The following is a 24,235-nucleotide window of genomic DNA, read 5'->3' on the forward strand; positions in this document are numbered from 1 at the left end:
AATTTAATACAAAATTAAGCATCAACTGCCGGGCTGTACTGTTCAACTAAAGGCTTTAATTCACCTTTTTGGAACATGTCGAGCATGATATCACTACCGCCGATCAACTCACCATTGATCCAAAGCTGTGGAAATGTCGGCCAGTTGGCGATTTGTGGTAACATCGCGCGAATGTCCTGGTTTTCCAGAATGTTTACATAAGCAAACGGACGACCAATTTGACTGAGTGCTTCTACTGCACGTGCAGAAAAACCACATTGTGGAAATTGCGGTGTGCCTTTCATGTAAAGAAGTACTGCGTGTTTTGCAATTTGGTCACGAATTAACGCTTCGGTATCGCGTGCTTGTTCAGTCATTGATAAATCCTCAACTCATCTGTCTCGCATTATACCCAAATCTAGGCAAAACAGTATGTCTAAAGCAATAATTCCAATTTTATTTACAATTACCCTTTAAATCTGAGCGGGTTTTTGCTTATATAAGTTTTTCTTTCCACCTAACAGTTAAGAGTTAGTCATGAATAATATTACCCTCGCACCGGTACAAACTGATCAACCGTCTCATTTGATGCCTGTTTTTGGCCGTCAACCGATCAGCTTTGTCCGAGGACGAGGTGCATATCTTTATACCGAAGATGGTACAGAGTATTTAGATGCATTAACCGGCATTGCGGTATGCGGTTTGGGTCACGCTCATCCCGTCATTGCCGAAGCGATTGCTGAACAGGCAGCGACCCTGATTCATACCAGCAACCTGTTTGAAGTACCTTGGCAAACCGCTGCTGCACAAAAACTGGCTGAAGTCGCAGGCATGGAAGAAGTATTTTTCTCGAACAGCGGTGCAGAATCCAATGAAGGTGCAATCAAAATTGCACGTAAATTCGGTCATATGCAAGGCATTGCTTCACCAAAAATTATTGTTGCTGACCAGTCTTTCCATGGTCGTACCCTGGCCACCCTGTCTGCTACAGGCAATAAAAAAGTGCAAGAAGGTTTTGGCCCGCTGGTTGAAGGTTTTATTCGTGTACCTTTTGGTGATATCGAAGCAATTGAAGAAGCTGCAATCAATCATCCGGATATCGTAGCGATTTTGATTGAGCCTATTCAGGGTGAAGGCGGTGTGAATACCGCACCTCAAGGTTTCAGCTATTTAGAAGAAATCCGTCATATCTGTAACCAGCACAACTGGCTGATGATGCTGGACGAAGTACAAACTGGTAATGGTCGTACCGGTAAATATTTTGCTTACCAGCACACCAATATTATTCCGGATGTACTGACCACAGCCAAAGGCTTAGGAAACGGTTTCCCGATTGGTGCAGTGATGACTCAAGGTCGTGGTGTCGGCGTATTAACTGCTGGAAATCACGGTTCTACCTATAGCGGTACAGCACTGGGTTCGCGTGTGGTCTATACTATTCTCGATATTATGCAAAAAGAAAATATCGTCGCGAATGCTGCTGAAAAAGGTGCTTATATCGTTGACCAGCTACGCAACAAACTGGCAGATCAAAATGTCATCGTACGTGGTTTTGGTCTGATGATCGGGATTGAATTACCAAAAGAATGCGGTGATCTGGTTGCGATTGCACGCGATGAATACAAGATGATTATCAATGTCACTGCAGGCAATGTCGTTCGTCTGTTACCTACCCTGAATATTACTCAGGAGCAGGCAGACCAGTTGATCGAACATCTGGTAAAAATGATCAAAGCTTATTTGGCATAAAGTCCTAGCCTAAAAATTAAAAAAGCCGCTCTAAAGCGGCTTTTTTATTATTCTGCATTCTATGATGCGTTTTGTAACATACGTCCGCCAGAGATCTGGCTAAAATATTGTTTCAAGGTATCAAGACAACGAAGAATTTTTGTAGGTTGTTGTTCACGTTTCGGAATAACCGCATACAGTGTAATCGGTGGCAGTCTCCATTCAGGCAGAACTTCAACTAAAGTACCGTTAAGCAAATCCTTTTTAGCATCAAGATATAAAACCTTGGCAATCCCATTGCCCTGCAAGCACATCGATTTCGCAACCAAACCGTTATTGGTACTGAAACGGGATTTCAGTTCAAATTCGGCTTTTTCTGCAGTATTTACATGCTGAAAATGGTAATACTGATGGTTTTTAAGCTGTGTCAAAGGTAAGACCTCATGATTTTTAAGGTCATCAGGTCTCGAAATAATAGTGCTTTGATTAATATAACTCGGTGTCGCCACCAGAATTTGCTCAATCTGTATCAATGGCACAACCTGAACATTATGCTCATCATTTTTCTGTTCAAATCTTAGGGCGATATCAACCCGCCCATCCAACAAATCAACCTCATGATTGTTTGTTTCTAAATGTACTGCCAAGCCGCGATGTGCAGCCATCCAATGAGAAAGTGCAGGAATCACATGATTCGCGCACAATTCTGGCAAAGAAACGATACGCAGCTCGCCCACGAGATCATCACGTAACTCATTGATCCGGACTTTACCGCGTTCAGCAGCAGATAACATTTCTTGACAGCTATGGAAAAAAGCTTGTCCCGCTTCGGTCAGACTTAATTTTCTCGTCGAACGATTTAGAAGTACGACTTCCATATCGTGTTCTAACGAGCGAATTTGTTGACTGACGGCGCTGGTCGTAATCCCTAATTCACGGGCAGCACCGCTAAACGAGTTTTTCTCCACAACGCAAGCAAAGACACCCATTGCTCGAAGTTGATCTAACATAAATTTCCCTCTAAACTTATGAGGTGCTTCATCATTTGATAAAAGCAACTTATTGTATTATACGGCGAAATTTACACTTTGCATTATTTATTTAATTGTTTGGTAAAACTGCAGTAGGATTAATAGGTTTGCCGTCTAAACGCACCTGAAACTCCAGCATGGTGCGGGTTGTACCAGTCGACCCCATTTCTGCAATTTTTTGACCAGCCGTTACATTTTGGCCACTTTTCACGTTCAATTTACTGTTATGTGCATAAGCCGTGATATAGCCATTGATATGCTTTACCAACACCAGATTGCCATATTCTTTCAGACCATCAGCGGCATACACCACCTGCCCGTCTGCTGCTGCAAATACCGGATCGCCGACATTGCCACTATAGCGGGTGCCCTTGATATTAGAAGCTAAATTGTATTGCTGAAGAATCGCACCATTCGATGGTTTTACCCAACGTAAACCTGCAGCCGTAGATACTGGCGTAACCGGTGCAGATGTATTGACGCGTGGTGTGGTTTGTACTGTGGTTGCTGGTGTCACCGGTGCCGGTGTAGGCACTGCAATTGTTTGACGCTGGATTGGCGCTGCCTGAGTCATAGCCTGAGTACTGGTGCTACGGCGCGCAGTATTGCTTTTCAGGCGGATTGATTGTCCGACATAAATCCGGTACGGCGCACTGATATCATTCATCTCGGCAACACTGATATAGTTCAGTCCATAACGTGCTGCAATCCCACTCAATGTATCTCCTGAACGCACCGTATAGAAATCAGGAGCTGTTGCATAACGCGTTGCATTATTCACCTGGGGTTTGGTGGCACAACCGGTAATTACTCCTGTAGAAATAACAACGGTCGATAAAACGAGGGTTTTAATCAGGGTTGCAGGCGAAGCTACGACACATTTCGGTAACACCAAGAACATTATCTTCCTCTCTAATGCTATACGGTTGCAAAATTCCGTTAAGATTAGCAAAGTTTTACGGCAATATACTTGCAATCGCGAGTTTTTCACAAAGTTATAACACTAAGGACGCATTTTCTGCCAATTGTGTTTGTAAATTCCGCAGACTCTCATAATTGGTAGCATCCATCTGAATCGGGGTAATACTGACATAGCCATTGGCGACCGCAGAGAAGTCCGAATCAATTTCGTTAAATCCTGGCTTAGGGTCTGCGACTGCTTCTACTGAGAGTCCAATCCAGAATACCTGACGACCACGCGGATCTATATGACTCGTCACCGGTTTAGACTGACGGCGGCGACTTTGATATGTCACTTTTTCACCCTGCAATTCAGTTACATCTGGAATATTGATATTAAAAATATGTCGCTCAGGCAGAACAGGCAAACCACGAGCAATAAAATCATGCACCCATTCGGCGGCCAACTGATAATCCTGAGGCTGCTGATAGCCACGTACATTCGGCCCACTCAGTGATACGGCAATCGCAGGATGTTTAGTTAAACGACCTTCAAAGGCCGCCCCGACTGTACCGGAATACAAGATATCATCTCCCAGATTTGCGCCGCTATTTATCCCGCTAACCACCAGGTCAAATTCAAAATCAAATAGCCCGTTCATAGCCAAGTAAACGCAATCTGCCGGCGTCCCATTAACCGCCCAGACATCAGGAGAAATCTGGATTGGGCGTAAAGGGCGGTCCAAAGTTAAGGCACTAGAAAAGCCACTGCGTTCACTTTCCGGTGCCACAATCACCACTCGCCCCAAAGGCTTTAGCGCTTGCGCCAAAGCCTGAATACCGGGTGCAAACACCCCATCATCATTTGAAACTAAAATATTCACTAAAAAATCTCGTTACGCTAAAAAATGACTGACTAGGACATTTCATTGTATTAGTGCAGGAATTATATATATTTATTGCTCGACATCCATCTTTATAATATGTGGCTCAAGATGATTAAAAAATTCTCTTTATTTAGCGCTCTCACTTTAAGCTTGGCAGCATTTATTTCCCCTTCAGTTATGGCAAACGATCTGACTGTTGAAGAAAACAATACCATTGTAAAAGAAGATATTGCATCAGCACAGGTTATGGCTGAAGTTTGCCCGGCAATCACTGGTCAAAATCCAAAATTTAACAGCACCGTTGAACAATTGATCCAGTCTTATCTTGCAGACTACTCAGATAAAGGCATGAGCTATCAAAAGCTACAGGCAGACAGTGAATATAAATCTTTACTTGAAGAAGCACGTCAGGGTGCAAAGCAAACCAGCTCAGACGAGCAGAAAACTGTCTGTGAAGAAATGCTGAACTACCAAGGCTAAGCCAGCTAAATTTTCAAATAAGACGGTGTAAACATCGTCTTATTTTCTCTTACAGATTTATTCATAATTCTACAGCTTCGCTACATTTTCCCACTTTTCAATTTCAAAAATAAGTTTAAGCTAGGCAAATTATTGTTCTAAATCCATTTTTTGAGTTTTCAATGAAAAATCCAATATTCCAAGCTTTAACATTCTGCGCAATTTCTGCCGCCACTCTTTTGGGAACTTCTGCATTTGCAGCCGATGAAAACATTAATGTTACCCCAACTCAGCAAGTGACCAAACAGGAACTGGCAGCCATTTATGTTCTTTCAGAAATCTGTCCAAGCATGGTCAAAGACAAGTCACAGTTTAATCAGGGTTATACCAAGCTGGTGACTGAGTATATGCCGGGCCAGCGTAATCCGGTTGAAAGCTTAAACCAGATGGCTAAACAGAACGATTTCCGCAATATTCTGGCCGAAGCACAATCGGATGCCAAGAAAGCCGGCAAGAAAAAAAATCAGGTGATTTGTAATGAATTAACCACCTATAACAATTAAGCTGCTTTTCTGCCGATAACTTACAATACTTTTGAAATAAGACCGGGTTTCCCATAGAAGTCAGCCTAGCTTTGTCCTAAAATGCTAGGCTCTTCGTGCTTACATCAAGATATAGGAACCCACTAGAAATGACCCAAAAAACTGCCCTTGCTGCATTATTATTAGTTCCTAGTTTTAGCTTTGCAGCAACTGTCCTATCTGCACCACCAGAATTGAATAATAAATCCTACGTGCTAATGGACTACGAGACAGGGCAACTTCTCGCTTCAAAAAATGAAAATGAAAAATTAGCCCCTGCTTCAATGACCAAGATGATGACCAGTTACATCATCGAACAAAAACTATTGAGCGGTGAACTCACTGAAGATGAACAAGTGCGCATGAACGAGTCAGCATGGTGTCGCGGCAGTAGCGCGGAATCATGTATGTATGTACCTTTAAATGGTACGGCAACTGCACTTGAAATGCTTCGCGGGATTATTATTCAATCAGGGAATGATGCATCGAAAGCCATGGCTGAACATATTGCAGGGAACGAGGGTACCTTTGCACATATGATGAACCAGGAAGCTAAACGTATTGGCATGACCAATACCAGCTTCGTGAACTCAACCGGTATGCCGGCTGAAGGTCATTATTCAACTGCCAAAGATATGGCAACGCTGGCACAACACATCATTAAAGACAGTTCTAAATATTATCCGATTTATGCGGAAAAAGAATTTACCTTTAATGGCATCAAGCAAGGTAACCGTAATGCCCTGCTATATACCGACCCAAGTGTAGATGGTCTAAAAACTGGCCATACCGATGAAGCCGGTTATTGTTTGACTACTTCATCAAAACGTGGTCCTACACGTCTGATTTCAGTGATTTTTGGTGCACCAACCATGCAGGAACGTGCGACACAGACACGTGAATTGCTGGCTTGGGGTTATGCAAACTTCGAAACCAAAAATGTTCAACCGGCTAAACAGGTACTTGCCAAAGCCAAAGTCTGGTTTGGTAAGGAAGATGAAGTTCAGATCGGTCTTGCTGAGAACTTTAACGTGACCATGCCGAAAGGTCAGGCCAACGCGATTAAAACCCAGCTGGTGGTTCAGCCTAAACTGACTGCACCTTTACAACCTGGTCAGGTCGTAGGTAAATACGTTGCGACTCTGGATGGTAAAGTAATTTCAGAAAAACCGTTGGTGGCTTTAAACGCGGTTGAAGAAGCTGGTTTCTTCGCACGTATGCTCGACCACATTAAACAATTCTTCTCAAACTTGTTCTAAGTTTAAATAGACTGTTTTAGTCTAGCACTAAGACCAAAGCACTCATTCAGATGGGTGCTTTTTATTTTATACTATGCACATGATCCTTAAACTTTTAATGAGCAGATCACCATGATCCAAAACATTCGTTCTTATTTAGACACGACTCCACAAATTGATGAATCGTGTTATATCGATCCGATGGGAATCGTGGTCGGCGATGTGGTCTTGGCTGAAAATGTCTCTGTCTGGCCTTTTGCCGTGATTCGTGGTGATGTTAATTCAATCCGGATTGGTAAAAATTCGAATGTTCAGGATCATGCCATGTTGCATGTCAGTCATAAAAAAGCCGATAAACCGAATGGTTCGCCTTTGATCATTGGTGAAGATGTCACGATTGGCCATCATGTGACATTGCATGGTTGTACGATTGGTAATCGTGTACTAATTGGGATTAACAGCATTATTCTGGATGATGTCATCATTCCGAATGATGTGATGATTGGTGCAGGTACGCTAGTTCCACCTGGAAAAGTTTTGGAAAGTGGTTGGCTCTATGTTGGTAGCCCGGCAAAAAAAGCACGTCCGCTCACTGAAAAAGAAATGGCATTCTTGCCTTATTCTGCACAGAATTATGTAAAAGTCTCTCGAAATTATCTTGGGTAAATCAAAATAAACAGATCTCTTTATTTTAATCCTTTGGTTTAATTCTTGCTTTAAAACAAGCATAACTCGAAGGATTAAAATGTTTATTGCGGTTTACCGTTTCAAAATTAAACCAGCGACAAAGGAAGCTTTCATTCAGGCATGGAAAACGCATATGGAGGGCATTTATCTGGTTTTAGGTTCTCTCGGCTCTCGCCTGCATAAAGAAGAAAAGACTGGTGATTATATTGGTTATGCCCAATGGTCAAGCAGAATACATTGGGGAAAATTCCGACTTTAGCTGTCTCAATTCAGAGGAATATTTAAAGTATAGAAAATCAAGTGAAGTGATGTGTGAGACCATCATTTCAAGCGAAACAAGTTTGGAATTAGATGTCGAAGCAGATTATTTACAATCAAGAGCGTTTCTTTTTGAATAATTTTTAAAGATAAGCATATTTAAATTCTGCTCATCAAACATGAACATGATAAAAAATATTTCTAAAGTGTGTGCTGCTTATATTATTTACTATGACGGATTTAAAAAAATCAAATGGATTAATACGTAATATATTGAAGCTATTTGTTCCTGCATTTATGTCTGTGATAATTGAGTTAGTATAAATATTTAAAAAATTATTAATTTACTAGCCTCTTTTAATATAAGGCCAGTATTAGAGTCTTTTCATGCTTTTTACAGGATAAATTCCGGGAAAACCCCAACATGGAATAAATTCTATCCCCAATTAGCATCTCAACTTAATGCTTAAATACTTGTTCAAACATGGGGACTAAAAATTTGTTGCCGTATTCACTCAAATGGTCATCATCATAATATAATGGACGAGCATTTTTTGAACCATAACAATATTCTGTATCACATAAATAAGGCAGAGGATTCAAGATTTTCACTCCACAGCGCTGAGCTGCTTCATCCTGAGCATCCCAGACAATTTTATGCCGTTTATGATATTCAGAAAGTGATAGCTTCATATCTTCCACAGCACCATGTATAACCAGCTTATGCGAAATGGTCTTGGGAATATCTATTCCGAACTCTGGTATTGGTCGCATTAAATAAACCGGTCGGTCTTTTGCCAAACGACATGCTGTATCAACTAAAACTTGGGAAAATTCCTTTATAAACTGCCTATCCTCATTATAAAGATATTTTTTACTGAAGTAGACTGGTGCTAGTTTAGACCGTTCCGATTGGTCAGGCTCATTCACACCTTTTACATACTCTGAAGTACGACTGACCAAAACTAGCGGAATATTAGGATATTTTTTTAATTCTTCATTTGCCCATTGATTTAGAAGATCACATGAATCCGCACTGTACTCTTTATGATCTATATATCGAATGCCATCCAGTGTAGGACAGCTATCCATAAACCAGGAAATCACACCTGAGTTAAAGTGAGAGGCTGCTGTACCCAAAGAACTTGCTATTGCTGATGCATGACTATCCCCCATTAAAATTGCTAAAATTTTTTCTTTTCCGTACACACAACTCGGCGACCCTATTTTGTCATGGGAGGCATTACACTCTTCACGCCTAGGATCTATATCCCATGTTTCTGCAGCAGCAATCTCTACAATTTTAGGTAATCGAATTTCTTCAAATGGAAGTAGTTTGGCACTGATCGCGATTGCAGATAAACTCGCAAGCAAACCAAAACCAAAGATGACTATAGCTTGTCTGGAAAGACGGAATTTCGTTAAAAATTGGCGTGAGGGTATTTCAACCAGTAAATAGGAAAGATGCCCCAGTATCAGACTAAGCACCAAACCAAATAGTATCCAGTTTAAATCATCTTGCACACTACCAAAATACAAGCCAACCACAACCGGCCAATGCCACAAGTAAATCGAATATGAACGATCTCCCAACCATTGTGCAACAGGGTGCGTGGTTAACATGGAGTCTTCCTGTTGTGACAATATAACCAGTGCTGTACCCAGTACTGGTAACGCCGCCCAAGCAGAAGGCCAAACCAACCCCTTATGAATGACCAACATGGCCAATACCAATAAAAAACCTCCCACTACAAAGTACACCTTGGCAAATCTTTGTAATTGTGGAAATTCTTTCGCAGCTAAATAAACCAATCCACCAGAAACGAACTCCCAGCCTCGAACAGGCAATAAATAAAAGGAAGCTACGGGTTTCGAATGAGATATCGCGATGCTTAAAAGTAGAGACACCAGAAATGCAAAACACAATCCGTATAATAAGGTACGGCGTTCCGATTTAATTTTTGTCAGTAGTAACAAGTAAATAGGTAAGAGTAGATAAAATTGAAACTCAATACCCAATGTCCATGTATGTAATAACCACTTTTCATGAGCAGTGCCATCAAAGTAATTAGAAATACGCCAGTAATAAAGATTAGAGTTAAAAGACAGAGCGCTACTCGATTGCGTACCCAAAAACATATAGTCAGGTAAGGGTAACCAAAACCACCCTAAAACCAGCAAAATAATAATAAGTATCATCAGGGCAGGAAAAATCCGTCTTATCCGTGCCATATAAAAATCAAATAATTTGAAGTTGTTTTTTTCAAGGCTGCTACAAATGATTGCTGTCATCAGAAACCCTGAAATGACAAAAAATATGTCTACACCCAAAAAACCTGCATTAAACCCTGGAATTTTGAAGTGAAAAAACAATACCATTAATACCGCATAGGCACGCAGGCCATTAATATCTAATCGAAAACCAATATTTGAATTTCGCGGTGTCATCATGTCAACCTGCTCAAAATATTTTTTTAATGTTGGGTTTATAAGTTTATTTTTTGATGCATGATGAAGAAAAATTTGCATTAAATCAGAATGCAGTTAAAAAATTAGACAATACTAGAAGGTTTATAATATCTCTTAACTTTTTAATATTATATTCGGTTATTTTTCTTCTTTTTAAAAATTGATTGATATTTACTCAACCTTCTTATCTTCAAACTTGTCTTGTTTGAAGTCAATAGGCTAGACACATAACTCTATAAAAATATTTGTAGGCATCATTCAAAATACTTTTAAGACTAACATCATCACTTATCTAGCTAATTTAGGCTTTTTCGTCGTGCTATAAAGGGTATAACTATCTGATATATCAACTTTCAGTTATAGTGCTCATTACTTTAAATAATTGTTTTGGAAATCAAGCTTCTGATCCCCATCAGCATTTCTCCAAGTCCTGAAAAAATATTAACAGCCCCGCTATACTATTTTTATGTGCGTTTTCCCAGTTCTAAAATGATCACTTCAGCATTTATTTTCTCTGTAATTCATTAACCCCAAATACCATGATTATCATTGGTTGATTATTCATTAATGCATTAAGTCGCTTAAAGAAACCTGCTCTCAACATAGCCACACACCCTAAAATTTTATACAATAGTGCATCCTTTTCCATGGTGCTGCTTTATGACTGCTTGGACTGCTCATGTCACTGTCGCAACTGTCGTTGAAAAAGACGGAAAATTCCTGTTTGTAGAAGAACATACAGAAGGTGTGACACACACGGTATTTAATCAGCCTGCGGGTCATATCGAATGTGGCGAAACTATTATTGAAGCTGCCATTCGCGAAACCATGGAAGAAACCGGACATACAGTGAGTATTGAATCACTGCTAGGTATTTATACCTATACCCCACCGATGTTCCCGGATCGTACTTATTTTCGTTTCTGCTTTTTAGCCAAATCCATTGACTACGACCCAAATGCCGCTTTAGATGCTGACATTATCGGTGCAGTCTGGATGACGCTAGATGAATTGCTTGAATCTGCTCGTGCGCGTAGCCCACTGGTGATTAAAGCCGTACAAGATGCGCTTTCAGGTCAAAAGTACCCTTTATCGCTCATTTACGAGCACCAAAATTCTCCCTTAATTTCAAATTTGGATGCCTAATCCTATGCAACAACGTGTCATCGTCGGTATGTCAGGTGGGGTAGATTCATCTGTTTCTGCTGCCCTTTTACTTCAACAAGGTTATCAGGTTGAAGGTCTTTTCATGAAAAACTGGGAAGAAGATGACGGCACAGAATATTGCACGGCGATGGATGACCTTGCCGATGCTCAGGCCGTTTGCGACAAAATCGGGATTAAACTGCATACCGCAAATTTTGCCATGGAATATTGGGATCGCGTATTCGAACATTTCCTGGCGGAATATGCAGCTGGCCGTACGCCAAACCCAGACATTTTATGTAATAAAGAAATTAAATTTCGTGCCTTTCTCGATCACGCAGTAAATCTGGGTGCAGATTTTATTGCGACGGGTCATTATTGCCGTCGTGGTGAAACCATGACCAACTCACGTGGTGAAGAATATGCACCTTTATTGCGTGGTGTGGACAACAACAAAGACCAGACTTACTTTCTGCATGCTGTTCATGGTCGTGAAATTAATAAGACCCTGTTCCCTGTCGGTGAAATTGAAAAGCCACAAGTCCGTAAAATTGCAGAAGAATTAGATCTGGTTACTGCCAAGAAAAAAGACTCGACTGGCATCTGTTTTATTGGTGAACGTCGTTTTAATGACTTCTTAAAGCAATATTTACCCGCTCAACCCGGAAAAATCGTGCTGGAAGACGGTAAAGAGGTTGGTGATCATCACGGCTTAATGTACTATACGCTCGGTCAACGCGGTGGTATTGGTATTGGCGGTATGAAAGGCGTTGCTGAAGGTGCTTGGTTCGTATTGCATAAAGATATCGAAGGCAATCGTCTGGTGGTCGGTCAAGGCCATGAACACCCACTCATGCAAAGCACTATGCTCTGGTCTGAAGCAATTGACTGGGTCGCAGGTGAGCAGGATATTCCTGAAACAGGTTTCCGCTGTACTGCCAAAACCCGTTACCGTCAGACTGATCAAGCATGTACTGTGTATCAAGATTCAGAATCACCGAATGGTGTTCGTGTTGAGTTTGATGAACCTCAACGTGCAGTGACCCCAGGTCAAAGCGTGGTGTTCTATTCAGGTGAAGTTTGTTTAGGGGGTGGTGTGATTCATCATACCAATGCGCCTAAACCTGATTTTATAAAAGGATGAATTCGGCATGACGGAGTTACCATTTCAACCAGCCACAACGTTGAATACTCGTCAAAATCGTGCTTTGGCATTAGCGGGTGTGTTTCAGGCCACCCAGCTAACCCATATGACAGCATTGACGGGTCAGCAAAGCATTGGTGAAAGTGGTAACTTTTATTTTGAACAGTTGATTAGAGCCAGTCTTAATATCCGTCCCGGCAGCAATCAGAATGCCCAGACGCTCGACTTTTTTAATCAACTGGCCGATATTTCCTTAGGTTTAAAAACATTAGAAAGCAGCATTATTCAACCCTTCAATACTTCTCCAAAATCCAGAATTCCAAAACTTTCCAGTACCAAACTTCCTATGAGCTATGCGATGGCACTTCTTCAATTAGAAAAGAAGGTCTATAGCAACCCCAAATTTGTTGAAATTATTGAACAGTCTCAACAGAAAATTCTCAGACAGCTCTCCTTCTTCGATAATAATTACCTGCACCCCAGCATCATTGCCAATCTCGCTCAAACCTATGTCGATACGGCAGGACAGATTAATCCGCGCATTATGGTACGTGGTAATGCCGAAGCCTTTAAAGATGCCGGACACACCAACCGCATTCGTGCGTCCTTATTTACCGGTTTACAAATGGCGCACCTGTGGCGTCAGCTCGGTGGCAGCTCTTGGGGCATGGTATTTGGCAAGCGCAAGTTGCTACAAGATATTCAGAATCTAGCGCGTTTACAGTTTCAGGTGGTTTAACTGATGCTGCACGTGTTTCGTTTTACGTTTAATTCCAAAATCTAAGGAATCGATATGAACGCTTTAACTGCACTTTCTCCATTAGATGGACGTTACGCGAGCAAATGTGATGCTCTACGTCCCTTTCTTTCTGAGTTTGGTTTAATCCATGCTCGTGTGACTGTTGAAGTGCGTTGGTTACAAGCGCTTGCAAACCACCCGGAAATTACTGAAGTACCGGCGTTTTCAGGCGAAACTAATGCAGCGCTTGATGCGATTGTGAGCAATTTTTCTGAAGATGACGCCAATCGCATCAAAGAGATCGAACGCACCACTAACCATGACGTTAAAGCGGTTGAGTATTTCCTAAAAGAAAAAATCGCTGGTATCGAAGAGCTTAAAAATGCAGGTGAATTCATTCACTTTGCATGTACCTCTGAAGATATCAACAACCTGTCACATGCCCTCATGTTGAAGAGCGGTCGTGATGTACTGGTTGCATCCATGCAGCAAATCATCGATTCAATCGTTGCACTTTCTGAAAAGCATGCAGACCAGCCAATGTTGTCTCGTACTCATGGTCAAACTGCAAGCCCGACAACTTTGGGTAAAGAAATGGCGAACGTGGCTTACCGCCTTGCACGCCAAATCAAACAGTTCAAAAATGTTGAGCTACTGGGCAAAATCAATGGTGCAGTAGGTAACTACAATGCGCACTACTCTGCTTACCCAGACATCAACTGGCCTGCGCATTCACAAGCATTTGTAGAGTCTTTGGGTCTAGACTTCAACCCGTACACCACTCAAATCGAGCCACATGACTATATGGCTGAACTGTTTGATGCGCTACGTCGTTTCAACACTATTCTGATCGATTTTAACCGTGACATTTGGGGCTATATCTCTCTTGGTTTTTTCAAGCAAAAACTAAAAGAAGGCGAAGTTGGTTCTTCAACCATGCCACACAAAGTTAACCCAATTGACTTTGAAAACTCTGAAGGTAACTTGGGTATTGCCAATGCTGTACTTGCACACCTTGGCGAAAAACTGCCAATTTCTCGCTGGCAGCGTGACCTGACTGACTCTACTGTGCTTCGCAACATGGGTGTTGGTTTTGCGCAAAGCTTAATTGCTTTTGAAGCTTGCTCTAAAGGTATTGGCAAACTTGAGTTGAACGCTGCGCGTATTAATGAAGATTTGGATAATGCCCAAGAAGTATTGGCTGAGCCTATTCAAACTGTAATGCGTCGTTACAACGTTGAAAAACCGTACGAAAAACTGAAAGCCCTGACTCGTGGTCAAGCCATGACTCGCGACATGATGGTAGATTTCGTAAACGGTAACGAGTTAGAAGCTGTTCCTGCTGCTGACCGTGCGCGTTTAGCGGAAATGACACCTGCATCATATACAGGTAATGCTGCTGATCAAGCTAAACAGGTAGCTGAGCTGATTGCAAAAATCTAATTTGCAATAAGACGAAAAGGCGAAGCTCAGGCTTCGCCTTTTTATTTATAATATATTTTATTCTAAAAAGATATTTCATAATAACGACATGATTGATCATCGACTTTCCGCCAAACATTATCTGAGCTTGGGCATTTTAATTCTGGCGATTTTGCTTGCCAGTATTCGTCCTTTAGAACTGGAAGCTTATCTCTTGCATCAGGCAGGTACAGTTTTCATGATCATCATGCTGCTCATCTGCCTATATAAAATCGGCCTGAATTTTTTAAGTTTTAATTTATATATTCTTTTTCTGATTGTTCATGTGATTGCTGCGCACTATCTGTATTCTTATGTGCCCTATAACCAATGGATCGAACAGATTTTTGGTTTTAATCTGAATGAAGTGATGCACTGGTCACGCAATATGTTCGACCGTTTTGTCCATCTGGCCTACGGATTATTACTTTATCCAATTTTCCATCGCCTGTTTCAGGTCTGGTTACCGCAGCAAAAACCTGTGGTCATTTTCCTGCTGGTGATTCAGTTTGTGGTGGCCAGCAGCATGCTCTATGAATGGCTGGAATGGCTGATTGCCATCGGTTTATCTCCTGAAGAAGCTGAAAACTATAATGGACAACAAGGTGATATGTGGGATGCGCACAAAGACATCTTGCTTGCTACGATTGGCGCGGCGATAACAGGCGGTCTGCAGTTGATATCGACCAATAAAAAAGCTCATCGAAGTGAGCTTTTAAAATCACAATCTAATAGCTGAATTAAAGTTTTGGATCACGCATTTAATTACATTCATATCTTCAATTATGAATGTGGGCAATATCGCATCCAATCATCTTTCATTTTTCGCAGTTCATTACCCGTCAACATCTCACTGTAATAAATGAAATAGATTGAATCTCATGACGGAACATCATGCCACGCAGTGACACAGATAACTCCTCAGGAAAATCATCCTCTAAATAGAGTTCTTCAAATTCATAATTAAAATAACAATTTTGCGTCGCAAGAAATGCTTCAGCTATAGCCATGTTTCTGCTCTAACAATAAAATATGCTTTATTTTATCTGATTAGTTTCAGTGATGGTTTACATTTCATTCGGTTCAATCCATTGAACGAACTTAGATTCTGACAAATGTGGATATTTGAACTTATCTAGATATTCAAAGCAGGCCTTTTGACCTTGAGGAATTTTATCCAGATGCTTATCGAAGAATAAATGCCGACTATATTGAGCGCCATCAAAGCGAATACTCACACGTTCAAATTCGTTACCACCTCGAACTTTATGCATCTGATAAAACTGCACAACACCACATTCCTTCGATGGAATAACAGGTGGATCATTGGGCTTTAGAAAGCTATACAACAGAAAGATACAAACGCCGGGTAGAAAACTCAGCCAAAACAAAACCTTCTTAGAATTATCCTGAATTAATTTTGCTTCAGAATAAAGCATACATAACATCGGAATAAATACGATACTAAAAAAACCAAGCAACAAAATAAACGTGAGCATATGAGCCTAGACTCAATCAGAGTACTCTACTTATATCATAACAATATGATTTCAAAAAATAAAAAAGCTCACCGAAGTGAGCTTTAAAATTCATTCAAGATCAACTGAATTAAAGTTTTGGATCACGCATTTGTACCAAGTTTGCATTGGCTTTACTTAAGCTTTCCATGACTTTATTCATGACAGTGGGTACCAGTGAATCAGCAATTTGCGCTGCTTGCAGGCCCAGCTTTTCACCCAAAGTTGGTTTTTTTCGGGTCTGGATGGAATAGATATCATGTTGGGTTAACAAGTTGAGCAGGTATTCATCTGAGGTTTGCAGTTTATCCACCAGATTTAGATCTAGCGCATCCCGACCATACCAATGCTCACCAGTGGCCACTTTTTCAATATTCAGCTGCGGGCGATACTTCTCAACAAAATGTTTGAATAAAGCATGTGTTTGCTGTAATTCTTCTTCAAACTTGGCCTTACCTTCTTCAGTATTTTCACCAAACATGGTCACGGTACGTTTGTACTGTCCTGCGGTATAGAGTTCAAAGTCGATTTTATTGTCTTTCAGCAGACGGTTAAAGTTGGGGACTTGAGCAACTACACCAATTGAACCGACAATCGCGAATGGTGCAGAAATAATCTCATTGGCGATACACGCCATCATATAACCGCCACTGGCCGCCACTTTATCGACACAGATGGTCAAATGAAAACCTGCCTCACGTAAACGTACCAGTTGAGCTGCTGCAAGTCCATAACCATGGACCATGCCACCCGGACTTTCCAGACGCACTACCACACGGTCACGACCTGCTTTGGCAGTGGCCAGAATCAGAGTGATTTCTTCACGCAAGCCTTCTACTGCAGAAGCCGCCATATCGCCTTTAAAATCGAGTACATAGATTTTTTGATTGGTTTTCTTACGCGCACGCGATTCTTTTGACAGTTGTTGCGACAACTGTAAAAGTTCCAGTTTAGAGCCAGTAGTTTGCGCTATTTTTTTTCGTTGTTCATTGATACGCGCATTGAGATGACTAATACGGATTTCAGCGGACAGTTTCGGAGTATGAAATAACATAAAAAATCTATTCTCTATTTAATTCGGATTTATTTCTTTAGATTAGGTCAATTTCGGTTTTTTTCAACTTTATTTCGAGAATTATTACGATTATCACCATCTGTTTCACCTATAAAAAAAGAGCCTTGCGGCTCTTATTTTAGATATCGTATTAACCGAAACGCCCGGTAATATAGGCTTCAGTCAACTGATGATCTGGCTGGGTAAAGACTTTTTCGGTCGAGTTGACTTCAATCAGATCACCCAAATGGAAATAAGCAGTACGATCTGATACACGTGCTGCCTGTTGCATAGAGTGAGTTACAATCGCGATGGTATATTGCGTAGATAGCTCCGAAATCAGCTCTTCCACTTTGGCGGTTGCAATGGGATCAAGTGCTGAACATGGTTCATCCATCAAAATGACTTCCGGACTGACTGCAATGGTACGCGCGATACACAGACGTTGCTGCTGACCACCTGACAAACCTGTTCCCGGTTGGTTCAAACGATCTTTCACTTCTTCCCACAAACCAGCTTTACGCAAGCTGCCTTCTACAATTTCTTCAAGATCGTACTTGTCACGCGCCAAACCATGCAGCTTCGGACCATAGGAAACATTATCGAAGATTGATTTCGGAAATGGGTTCGGCTTCTGGAACACCATACCAACCTGTGCACGCAACAAAACTACATCCAGATTTGGATCATAAATATCCTGATTATCCAGCATCACTTTACCGGTCACACGGCAGCTATCAATGGTATCGTTCATGCGGTTTAAGGTACGCAGAAAGGTCGATTTACCACAGCCTGATGGCCCAATAAAAGCAATCACTTCATTTTCATAAATGTTCAGGTCAATGCCTTTAATCGCTTCCGCTTCACCATAGTACACATGCACATCAGAAGTACTAAGTTTCACATTCGTCGACTTCGCATCTTTTTTGCTGCTGCTTTGCGTATCGAACTGGGAAACAAACGGAGTTGCCGGCTTTTGAGTCGCCTCATCCGAGGTGAATTGTGTCTGTTGTGGATTCACGATTTGATCCTTTTTTAAGGAATTTTGAATAACAGTTGTGTTCATGATTCTGCCCCTATTACCAACGGACTTCAAATTTCTTACGTAACCAGATGGCCAGACTGTTCAAGCTGATCATCATGGCCAGAAGTACAATAATTGCTGCTGCAGTACGCCCTTCAAAGAAGTTACGCAATTCATTGCCTTGCCATAAGAAAATCTGCACCGGTAAAGCCGTTGACTGATCAAATGGAGTGGCTGGAACGCTGGCAACAAAAGCACTCATCCCGATTAATAACAATGGTGCGGTTTCACCTAAAGCTTGTGCAACCCCGATAATTGCGCCTGTCAAAATACCCGGTAAAGCCAAAGGCAAGACGTGATGAAATACTGTCTGGATGCGGGAAGCACCGAGTCCTAAAGCTGCCTGACGAATCGAAGGTGGAACCGCTTTAAGTGATGCGCGTGTGGTGATGATCACAGTCGGTAAGGTCATCAGACTCAGCACCAGACCACCCACCAATGGTGCTGACAGTGGCATATGCATCCAGCCAATGAAGATCGCTGCGCCGAGCAAACCAAATACAATGGATGGAACTGCTGCCAGGTTGTTGATGTTAACTTCAACCACATCAGTAATCCAGTTCTTCGGTGCAAACTCTTCCAGATAGATCGCAGATGCTACCCCGATTGGAATCGAGATAAAGATCACGATCATCATCATAAACAGTGAGCCCATGAAAGCGCCTGCCAGACCAGAAGTTGCCGGTGAACTGCGTGAGTCAGGACTGGTGAAAATATTAGTATTGAAACTGTTTTCAATCACACCTGAGGCTTTCATCTCGTCCGCCACCTGACGGATTTCTGGACTGAGCTGCTGCTGTTCATCAGGAAGATCACGGTCAATATTTCCCGCTAGCCAGACATCAACATTGGCATCTGCCAGAATTTTCACGTCTTTACTTTGGCCGACCAGACTCGGATCATTCATGACCATATCGCGTAAACGGTACGCCTCAGAACTGGTATACAAATAACCCAGTTCATCACGCTGGCTTTCCAGCTTACTGTCTTTAGCAATCATGCCGTTGATGATCAGCGCATCCCAATCCACCATACCGACATCCATTTGCCAAGCAACCATACGCTCTTCAAACTGCGCCGGAGATTCTCCTGCAGCTGGCTTCGGTTTTGGACCAATATCCACAATGGCTGGATCGAAATGAATCGGCAAACTCATGCTGCTTTGCCAGAATGCAGGCAAACCTTTGGATAAAATACTCCCGAACAGCAATACCACAAAGAACAGACCTGCCAATACCGCAGAGAAACCAAATAGACGGAAGGTTTTTTCTTTACGATGACGTCGTGCCAAAGAGCTTTGAATGGTCTTCTTACGCTTTTCACGCAGCTCGGCGGCGATGGATGGATCAATACGCTGATCCACAGGCGTTGTATTTGAAGTACTCATTAGTCGTATTGCTCACGATATTTACGCACGATGATCAGTGCAACAATGTTCAAACCTAGGGTAATGACGAATAGCGTCAATCCTAGTGCAAAGGCCACCAGTGCTTGTGGACTAGCAAAGTCAGTATCGCCAGTTAGCTGATTCACGATGGTAATCGTGACCGTAGACACGGCTTCAAGTGGATTGGCATGCAACTGTGGGCTGTTCCCGGCTGCAAGAACCACGATCATGGTCTCACCAATCGCACGTGACGCCGCCAACAGGAACGCACCAATAATACCCGGCAAGGCTGCGGGTAAAACTACCTGACGGATCGTTTCAGATTTGGTGGCACCCAAACCCAAAGAGCCATCACGTAAGGCACGCGGCACCTGAGTGATGATGTCATCTGACAGAGAAGATACGAACGGAATAATCATGATGCCCATGACCAGACCGGCGGTCAGCGCGCTGGTGGCATTAATTTCGAGTCCGACCAGAGCACCCATGCTTTTAAGGAATGGGCCGATGATCATCAAAGCAAAGACACCATAGACAATCGTAGGAATACCCGCCAGCACTTCAATCGTAGGTTTTGCCCAAGAGCGGAATCGCGGTGAAGCATATTCTGCCAGATAGATCGCAATCATCAGGCCAACCGGAACTGCAACTAAAAGTGCGATCCCGCTGACCATGAGCGTGCCCCATAACAGTGGCAATAAACCATAACTGCCTTCAGCACTGCCAGAGGTGCTAAACCCCGGGTTCCATTGGGTACCAAAGAAGAAATCCAGTGGGCTGACGAAGCTGAAGAAACGCATCGCCTCGCCAAACATCGACATCACAATCCCGAGAGTGGTCAGAATCGCCACACCTGAACACAATGCCAGGCCGATATTAATCATTTTTTCGACTTGGTTACGTGCACGGAATTCTTGGCTAATATGTTTCTTAGCCCAGACCAGACCAGCCAGCGCCGCCGAAATCACCACTGCCAATTTGGCAAAGGTACCAATGGTCGAGAATTTCGCCAGCTGTTCCGCAGCTGCGACTTCATAGGCTGCAGGTGTATCACTCACCCCGAAACCTGAGGCAAGTGCCTGAACGCGATCAATCACAACGCTCAAACTTGCCGGATCCAGACTGGCCGAAACATTTTCTGGCAAATGGTTGAGTACCACCTGCTCCAGAAAAGTGGGTTCCACCATATTCCAAACAATCAAAATTAAAAACGCAGGGATACCACACCATAGTGCAACCAGGGCACCATAATATCCGGGACGCGAGTGTAAGTTTGCAGAATTGCTTCCCTTACCTGCTAAGCTACGGCTTTTACTTAATCCGATTTGATAGGCTATGGCCATGATGGCCAATAACACACCTATAAGTAGCAGATTCATGTATTCTCCACTGTTTTTTCAATTTTCATGGTTTGAAAAAACTTGTTTATCGCAAAAAGCCGATGGTAGGTTGACCCTACCACCAGCGTTTTCAAAATCATTTATTACTTCACTACAACCGCTTTACCAGCCTTGAAATTTGCCAGGACTGCCGCACGTTCTTTATCAGACATTGAAATCAGACCTGCTTTTTCCAGCTTAGAGCCTTTGCCAGATACTTTCTTGTTCAGGAAGTATTCTGTGAACTGCGGTAAGCCTTTGATCGATTTCAAATGCTCGCCTTTTACGTAGAAGAACAATGGGCGTGATACCGGATAAGCACCATTCAAGATGGTCTTTTCAGAAGGCGCTACATTGTTCACTGTGGCAACACGTAGACGGTCACGGTTCTGGTCATAGAAACCTAGCCCAAACACACCTACGGCACTTGGAGAAGTTTTTAAACGTGCCAATGTTTCGGTATAGTCACCGGCAATCTCAACCACACGGCCATCTTTACGGAATGTCGTACAGGCTTTTTTCTTGGCATCTTTGTCTAGAGACTTAATTGCAGCGTACGTTTCACAACCTGCATCCACCATTTTCTCCTGGAAGACTTCGCGCGTACCATGATTCGACGCAGGAATTACCAGGGTGATTGGTTCATTTGGAAGTGCTTTGTCAATTTGGTTCCAACGCGTGTACGGGTTAGCGACCATTTTGCCATTTGATGGAAGTTGTGCAGCAAGTGCAGCGAAGACATGTTGTGGACGCAATTTATAAGCCGCTTTGTTAGCATTCGATGCAAATACAATACCGTCATAACCAATTTTGATTTCTAGGACTTGGTTAACGCCATTCTTTTTACATTCTGCCAACTCTGTAGATTTAATTTGACGCGAAGAGTTTGCGATATCAATCGTATTATCACCCACGCCATTACAGAACTGTTTTAAACCACCTGAAGAACCGCCAGAACCGACAACTGGTGTTTTAAACTGTGGAAAAGTATTACCGAATTCTTCTGCCACGATACTGGCATATGGAAGTACAGTTGAAGAACCTGCAATTTGGATGGTGTCACGTGCTGCGTGTGCAGTCGTTACAGCAGTTGCCCCGGTTACTGCTAATGCTAAAGCTATATTTGTAAAGCGCATTCTAGTATCTCTCTCATTTATGCAAATTTGGAGTACACCACTTTTTATTCAGTTTTGTACTTCTTTCGATACCTGCATTTTGATTTTAGAATATGACAGATAAGTTACATCTTTATTACGATTTAGTGATTTTTAATCTAGCGGCTTTTTCTTGATTAAATTTTTATGGATTTCAATGATTAAGTTCTTTATGTCATTCACTTCAATAAAAAATTTTAGACCAATGACATGTAACAATTTTTATAAACCTGAACTCAGGATAAATCCTGCTCCCCAGTTTTACATAAGCCTATGACAAATAAATAACAGGCCAAACGGGATTCAGACCTTCCGTGTTTTTGTGAGGAATTTCGATCTGGGAAAGGACCTTTTTTTATTTTTAAGCGCACAAAAAAGGAGATCATTTCGATCTCCTTTTTTTCACACCACCATCACTTATGCAATGGGTGGCGTATAAGTACCGTCAGCGATTGAATCTTTGATACGATCCGCTTCTGCAAGCACTAGCGCCAGCAAGTTCTTCACGTTATCAAGTGTTGCAACTGGGCTTAAAGTGGTCATTTTCAGAGACTGAACCTGACCAACTTTCGTTACACCAATGTTCGCTTCACCACGTGCAAACAGTTCGTCTGCTACGTTTTGGTTAAGCGTATCGAGTAATTCAACCGGATAGCCCGCTGGAACCACACGGAACAAGACAGACGCGAATTGAGGCTCAAGCAGAAGCTCCAGACCATCAGTCGCTTTAATGTAGTCTGCCACATCACGGGTTAATTTCACGCCATGATCGATCATCGAACCATAAAGCTCTTCACCTAATGCTTCTACAGTCATCCACAATTTCAATGCATCAAAACGACGCGTCGTTTGTAGTGACTTCGATACCAGGTTAGGAACGCCATGCTCTTCATCATAAGCGGAGTTCAGATACTCTGCTTCATAATGCATGAAACGGTAATTCGCTTCATCTTTCAGCAGGAACGCGCCACAAGAAATGGTTTGGAAATAATGCTTATGGAAATCAAGCGTGATCGAATCCGACAGCTCAATCCCGTCCAGCATAGAACGATAGTCATTGGATAGAATCAGTGCACCACCCCATGCCGCATCGATGTGCATCCACGCGCCATATTTATTGGTGATTTCACGAATTGCTTTCAATGGATCAATCGCGCCAGCATCCGTTGTACCCGCAGTCGCTACCACACATGCCACGATCTTGCCTTCAGACTGAAGGTGCGTCATGGTTTTTTCCAGCGCGTCTACGTCCATCTGTGCATTTTCATTCACAGGAACAGTGACCACTGACTGGAAGCCCATGCCCATCATCGCCATGTTCTTTTGCACAGAGAAATGTGCATTTTCAGAACAGATGACTTTGACATTACGCATCGCATCCGCAGGAATACCATCGCGCTGAACCGACCACGGATTACCATTTTCGTCTTTCCAGTTTTTCGCGATGCAAGCATCACGCGCAAGCAATACGCCCATCAAGTTAGACTGCGTACCACCAGAAGTGAACACACCGGCCTGACCCGCACCATAGCCGACTTTTTGACGTAACCAGTCAATCAGCTGAACTTCCATCAACGAACCGGCCGGGCTTTGATCCCATGAGTCCATTGACTGGTTAGTTGCGTTAATCAGCACTTCCGCGATCTGGCTAGTCACCATCGTTGGACAGTGAAGATGCGCAAGTGAATGTGGATGATGTACTTTTAAGCTCTTGTTGAGGAATAGCTCAACCATACGCTCAAGAGATTTTTCTACACCCAAACCTTCTTTTGAAGGATTAAATGCAATCGCACTGCGTAGCTCTTTAATGCTGCCGCCAGTGTACATTTTGTCGTTTTGCAACCATGCCGCAACCGCTTTGGTCGCTTGGTCCATGCCAGCCTGATAGTCAGCAATGGATGCAGCATCATTGCAGAGTAACGCTTTACGATGTTCTGCGAAATCTACCATGAA

At 42.4% G+C, this 24,235-nt stretch carries 23 protein-coding genes and 1 pseudogene; 11 read left to right on the plus strand and 13 right to left on the minus strand.

Annotation, left to right across the window (positions count from 1 at the left end):
- Positions 1 to 14: 14 nt before the first annotated feature.
- Positions 15 to 356 (minus strand): Grx4 family monothiol glutaredoxin, encoded by a 342-nt coding sequence (gene grxD, locus AC1IR0_RS00755; protein WP_005104579.1) that lies wholly within the window; start codon positions 354 to 356, stop codon positions 15 to 17.
- A 160-nt stretch (positions 357 to 516) separates the two neighbouring features.
- Here grxD and AC1IR0_RS00760 point away from each other — a divergent pair, with 160 nt between their 5' ends.
- Positions 517 to 1,728, plus strand: a complete 1,212-nt coding sequence (locus AC1IR0_RS00760; RefSeq protein WP_479741095.1) for an acetylornithine/succinylornithine family transaminase — start codon at positions 517 to 519, stop codon at positions 1,726 to 1,728.
- Positions 1,729 to 1,787: 59 nt separating this feature from the next.
- Here AC1IR0_RS00760 and AC1IR0_RS00765 read toward each other — a convergent pair whose 3' ends face one another.
- The 3 genes from AC1IR0_RS00765 to surE all read right to left on the minus strand — a co-directional run bounded on the left by AC1IR0_RS00765 (position 1,788) and on the right by surE (position 4,522).
- Positions 1,788 to 2,717: a LysR family transcriptional regulator gene (locus AC1IR0_RS00765; RefSeq protein WP_409652872.1), complete on the minus strand. Its 930-nt coding sequence runs from the start codon at positions 2,715 to 2,717 to the stop codon at positions 1,788 to 1,790.
- A gap of 91 nt (positions 2,718 to 2,808) precedes the next feature.
- Positions 2,809 to 3,639, minus strand: a complete 831-nt coding sequence (locus tag AC1IR0_RS00770) for a peptidoglycan DD-metalloendopeptidase family protein (protein WP_195724905.1) — start codon at positions 3,637 to 3,639, stop codon at positions 2,809 to 2,811.
- 94 nt (positions 3,640 to 3,733) lie between these two features.
- On the minus strand, positions 3,734 to 4,522 hold the full coding sequence (gene surE, locus AC1IR0_RS00775) for a 5'/3'-nucleotidase SurE (RefSeq protein WP_409652869.1): 789 nt from the start codon (positions 4,520 to 4,522) through the stop codon (positions 3,734 to 3,736).
- Between the two features lie 111 nt (positions 4,523 to 4,633).
- On the opposite strand from surE, the gene AC1IR0_RS00780 reads away from it, so the two are divergent.
- From AC1IR0_RS00780 to AC1IR0_RS00800, 5 genes are all read left to right on the plus strand, one after another.
- Entirely contained in the window at positions 4,634 to 5,005 is a 372-nt protein-coding gene (locus AC1IR0_RS00780) for an MCR_0457 family protein (protein WP_479741096.1), read from the plus strand.
- A 161-nt stretch (positions 5,006 to 5,166) separates the two neighbouring features.
- A complete protein-coding gene (locus tag AC1IR0_RS00785) occupies positions 5,167 to 5,547 on the plus strand; it encodes an MCR_0457 family protein (RefSeq protein WP_005104587.1) in 381 nt (126 codons plus the stop codon).
- 128 nt (positions 5,548 to 5,675) lie between these two features.
- Positions 5,676 to 6,824: a D-alanyl-D-alanine carboxypeptidase PBP5/6 gene (gene dacC, locus AC1IR0_RS00790; RefSeq protein WP_004279731.1), complete on the plus strand. Its 1,149-nt coding sequence runs from the start codon at positions 5,676 to 5,678 to the stop codon at positions 6,822 to 6,824.
- Positions 6,825 to 6,935: 111 nt separating this feature from the next.
- Complete coding sequence (locus tag AC1IR0_RS00795; RefSeq protein WP_409652866.1) at positions 6,936 to 7,469, plus strand: gamma carbonic anhydrase family protein; 534 nt, start codon at positions 6,936 to 6,938, stop codon at positions 7,467 to 7,469.
- A 79-nt stretch (positions 7,470 to 7,548) separates the two neighbouring features.
- A complete protein-coding gene (locus tag AC1IR0_RS00800) occupies positions 7,549 to 7,749 on the plus strand; it encodes an antibiotic biosynthesis monooxygenase (protein ID WP_409652864.1) in 201 nt (66 codons plus the stop codon).
- Positions 7,750 to 8,207: 458 nt separating this feature from the next.
- Here AC1IR0_RS00800 and AC1IR0_RS00805 read toward each other — a convergent pair whose 3' ends face one another.
- Positions 8,208 to 10,277 carry an acyltransferase family protein gene (locus AC1IR0_RS00805; protein ID WP_409652862.1) on the minus strand — a complete coding sequence of 690 codons (2,070 nt, stop codon included), beginning with the start codon at positions 10,275 to 10,277 and terminating at the stop codon, positions 8,208 to 8,210.
- Positions 10,278 to 10,877: 600 nt separating this feature from the next.
- On the opposite strand from AC1IR0_RS00805, the gene AC1IR0_RS00810 reads away from it, so the two are divergent.
- The 5 genes from AC1IR0_RS00810 (at position 10,878) to AC1IR0_RS00830 (ending at position 15,446) form a co-directional block, all read left to right on the plus strand.
- A complete protein-coding gene (locus AC1IR0_RS00810) occupies positions 10,878 to 11,363 on the plus strand; it encodes an NUDIX hydrolase (RefSeq protein WP_004279727.1) in 486 nt (161 codons plus the stop codon).
- Between the two features lie 4 nt (positions 11,364 to 11,367).
- The gene (gene mnmA / locus AC1IR0_RS00815) at positions 11,368 to 12,507 is read left to right on the plus strand and encodes a tRNA 2-thiouridine(34) synthase MnmA (RefSeq protein WP_312326359.1); all 1,140 of its coding nucleotides are present in this window, start codon (positions 11,368 to 11,370) and stop codon (positions 12,505 to 12,507) included.
- 7 nt (positions 12,508 to 12,514) lie between these two features.
- Positions 12,515 to 13,246: a high frequency lysogenization protein HflD gene (gene hflD / locus AC1IR0_RS00820; protein ID WP_005107369.1), complete on the plus strand. Its 732-nt coding sequence runs from the start codon at positions 12,515 to 12,517 to the stop codon at positions 13,244 to 13,246.
- Positions 13,247 to 13,300: 54 nt separating this feature from the next.
- Positions 13,301 to 14,689 carry an adenylosuccinate lyase gene (gene purB / locus AC1IR0_RS00825; protein WP_409652859.1) on the plus strand — a complete coding sequence of 463 codons (1,389 nt, stop codon included), beginning with the start codon at positions 13,301 to 13,303 and terminating at the stop codon, positions 14,687 to 14,689.
- Positions 14,690 to 14,777: 88 nt separating this feature from the next.
- Positions 14,778 to 15,446, plus strand: coding sequence for a DUF2238 domain-containing protein (locus AC1IR0_RS00830; protein WP_409652857.1), 669 nt, complete (start codon positions 14,778 to 14,780; stop codon positions 15,444 to 15,446).
- A gap of 44 nt (positions 15,447 to 15,490) precedes the next feature.
- Here the strand turns inward: AC1IR0_RS00830 and AC1IR0_RS00835 are convergent.
- The 8 genes and pseudogenes from AC1IR0_RS00835 to AC1IR0_RS00870 all read right to left on the minus strand — a co-directional run bounded on the left by AC1IR0_RS00835 (position 15,491) and on the right by AC1IR0_RS00870 (position 24,232).
- Positions 15,491 to 15,717 (minus strand): annotated as a pseudogene (locus AC1IR0_RS00835) (hypothetical protein).
- 57 nt (positions 15,718 to 15,774) lie between these two features.
- The gene (locus tag AC1IR0_RS00840; protein WP_114541506.1) at positions 15,775 to 16,206 is read right to left on the minus strand and encodes a hypothetical protein; all 432 of its coding nucleotides are present in this window, start codon (positions 16,204 to 16,206) and stop codon (positions 15,775 to 15,777) included.
- A gap of 109 nt (positions 16,207 to 16,315) precedes the next feature.
- Positions 16,316 to 17,278 carry a protease SohB gene (gene sohB, locus AC1IR0_RS00845; protein WP_224216313.1) on the minus strand — a complete coding sequence of 321 codons (963 nt, stop codon included), beginning with the start codon at positions 17,276 to 17,278 and terminating at the stop codon, positions 16,316 to 16,318.
- A gap of 151 nt (positions 17,279 to 17,429) precedes the next feature.
- Entirely contained in the window at positions 17,430 to 18,344 is a 915-nt protein-coding gene (gene pstB / locus AC1IR0_RS00850) for a phosphate ABC transporter ATP-binding protein PstB (protein ID WP_004279716.1), read from the minus strand.
- A gap of 13 nt (positions 18,345 to 18,357) precedes the next feature.
- Positions 18,358 to 19,749, minus strand: a complete 1,392-nt coding sequence (gene pstA, locus AC1IR0_RS00855; RefSeq protein WP_409652854.1) for a phosphate ABC transporter permease PstA — start codon at positions 19,747 to 19,749, stop codon at positions 18,358 to 18,360.
- Positions 19,749 to 21,128 (minus strand): phosphate ABC transporter permease subunit PstC, encoded by a 1,380-nt coding sequence (pstC, locus tag AC1IR0_RS00860; RefSeq protein WP_005107378.1) that lies wholly within the window; start codon positions 21,126 to 21,128, stop codon positions 19,749 to 19,751. The genes pstA and pstC overlap by 1 nt, the downstream gene beginning before the upstream one ends.
- A 104-nt stretch (positions 21,129 to 21,232) precedes the next feature.
- Positions 21,233 to 22,264, minus strand: coding sequence for a substrate-binding domain-containing protein (locus AC1IR0_RS00865; protein WP_004279710.1), 1,032 nt, complete (start codon positions 22,262 to 22,264; stop codon positions 21,233 to 21,235).
- Between the two features lie 435 nt (positions 22,265 to 22,699).
- Positions 22,700 to 24,232, minus strand: a complete 1,533-nt coding sequence (locus AC1IR0_RS00870; protein WP_479741097.1) for a pyridoxal phosphate-dependent decarboxylase family protein — start codon at positions 24,230 to 24,232, stop codon at positions 22,700 to 22,702.
- Positions 24,233 to 24,235: the final 3 nt, after the last annotated feature.

It is taken from the genome of Acinetobacter sp. 129952, assembly GCF_056642055.1.

Coding starts and splice junctions, on each gene's coding strand:
- AC1IR0_RS00765 (WP_409652872.1), bottom strand. CDS start 2,717: ATGTTAGATCAACTTCGAGCAATGGGTGTCTTTGCTTGCGTTGTGGAG.
- AC1IR0_RS00830 (WP_409652857.1), top strand. CDS start 14,778: ATGATTGATCATCGACTTTCCGCCAAACATTATCTGAGCTTGGGCATT.
- AC1IR0_RS00840 (WP_114541506.1), bottom strand. CDS start 16,206: ATGCTCACGTTTATTTTGTTGCTTGGTTTTTTTAGTATCGTATTTATT.
- AC1IR0_RS00760 (WP_479741095.1), top strand. CDS start 517: ATGAATAATATTACCCTCGCACCGGTACAAACTGATCAACCGTCTCAT.
- AC1IR0_RS00785 (WP_005104587.1), top strand. CDS start 5,167: ATGAAAAATCCAATATTCCAAGCTTTAACATTCTGCGCAATTTCTGCC.
- AC1IR0_RS00770 (WP_195724905.1), bottom strand. CDS start 3,639: ATGTTCTTGGTGTTACCGAAATGTGTCGTAGCTTCGCCTGCAACCCTG.
- AC1IR0_RS00800 (WP_409652864.1), top strand. CDS start 7,549: ATGTTTATTGCGGTTTACCGTTTCAAAATTAAACCAGCGACAAAGGAA.
- pstC (WP_005107378.1), bottom strand. CDS start 21,128: ATGAATCTGCTACTTATAGGTGTGTTATTGGCCATCATGGCCATAGCC.
- mnmA (WP_312326359.1), top strand. CDS start 11,368: ATGCAACAACGTGTCATCGTCGGTATGTCAGGTGGGGTAGATTCATCT.
- sohB (WP_224216313.1), bottom strand. CDS start 17,278: ATGTTATTTCATACTCCGAAACTGTCCGCTGAAATCCGTATTAGTCAT.
- pstB (WP_004279716.1), bottom strand. CDS start 18,344: ATGAACACAACTGTTATTCAAAATTCCTTAAAAAAGGATCAAATCGTG.
- AC1IR0_RS00795 (WP_409652866.1), top strand. CDS start 6,936: ATGATCCAAAACATTCGTTCTTATTTAGACACGACTCCACAAATTGAT.
- AC1IR0_RS00870 (WP_479741097.1), bottom strand. CDS start 24,232: ATGGTAGATTTCGCAGAACATCGTAAAGCGTTACTCTGCAATGATGCT.
- AC1IR0_RS00780 (WP_479741096.1), top strand. CDS start 4,634: ATGATTAAAAAATTCTCTTTATTTAGCGCTCTCACTTTAAGCTTGGCA.
- AC1IR0_RS00865 (WP_004279710.1), bottom strand. CDS start 22,264: ATGCGCTTTACAAATATAGCTTTAGCATTAGCAGTAACCGGGGCAACT.
- grxD (WP_005104579.1), bottom strand. CDS start 356: ATGACTGAACAAGCACGCGATACCGAAGCGTTAATTCGTGACCAAATT.
- hflD (WP_005107369.1), top strand. CDS start 12,515: ATGACGGAGTTACCATTTCAACCAGCCACAACGTTGAATACTCGTCAA.
- dacC (WP_004279731.1), top strand. CDS start 5,676: ATGACCCAAAAAACTGCCCTTGCTGCATTATTATTAGTTCCTAGTTTT.
- pstA (WP_409652854.1), bottom strand. CDS start 19,749: ATGAGTACTTCAAATACAACGCCTGTGGATCAGCGTATTGATCCATCC.
- purB (WP_409652859.1), top strand. CDS start 13,301: ATGAACGCTTTAACTGCACTTTCTCCATTAGATGGACGTTACGCGAGC.
- AC1IR0_RS00805 (WP_409652862.1), bottom strand. CDS start 10,277: ATGCAAATTTTTCTTCATCATGCATCAAAAAATAAACTTATAAACCCA.
- AC1IR0_RS00810 (WP_004279727.1), top strand. CDS start 10,878: ATGACTGCTTGGACTGCTCATGTCACTGTCGCAACTGTCGTTGAAAAA.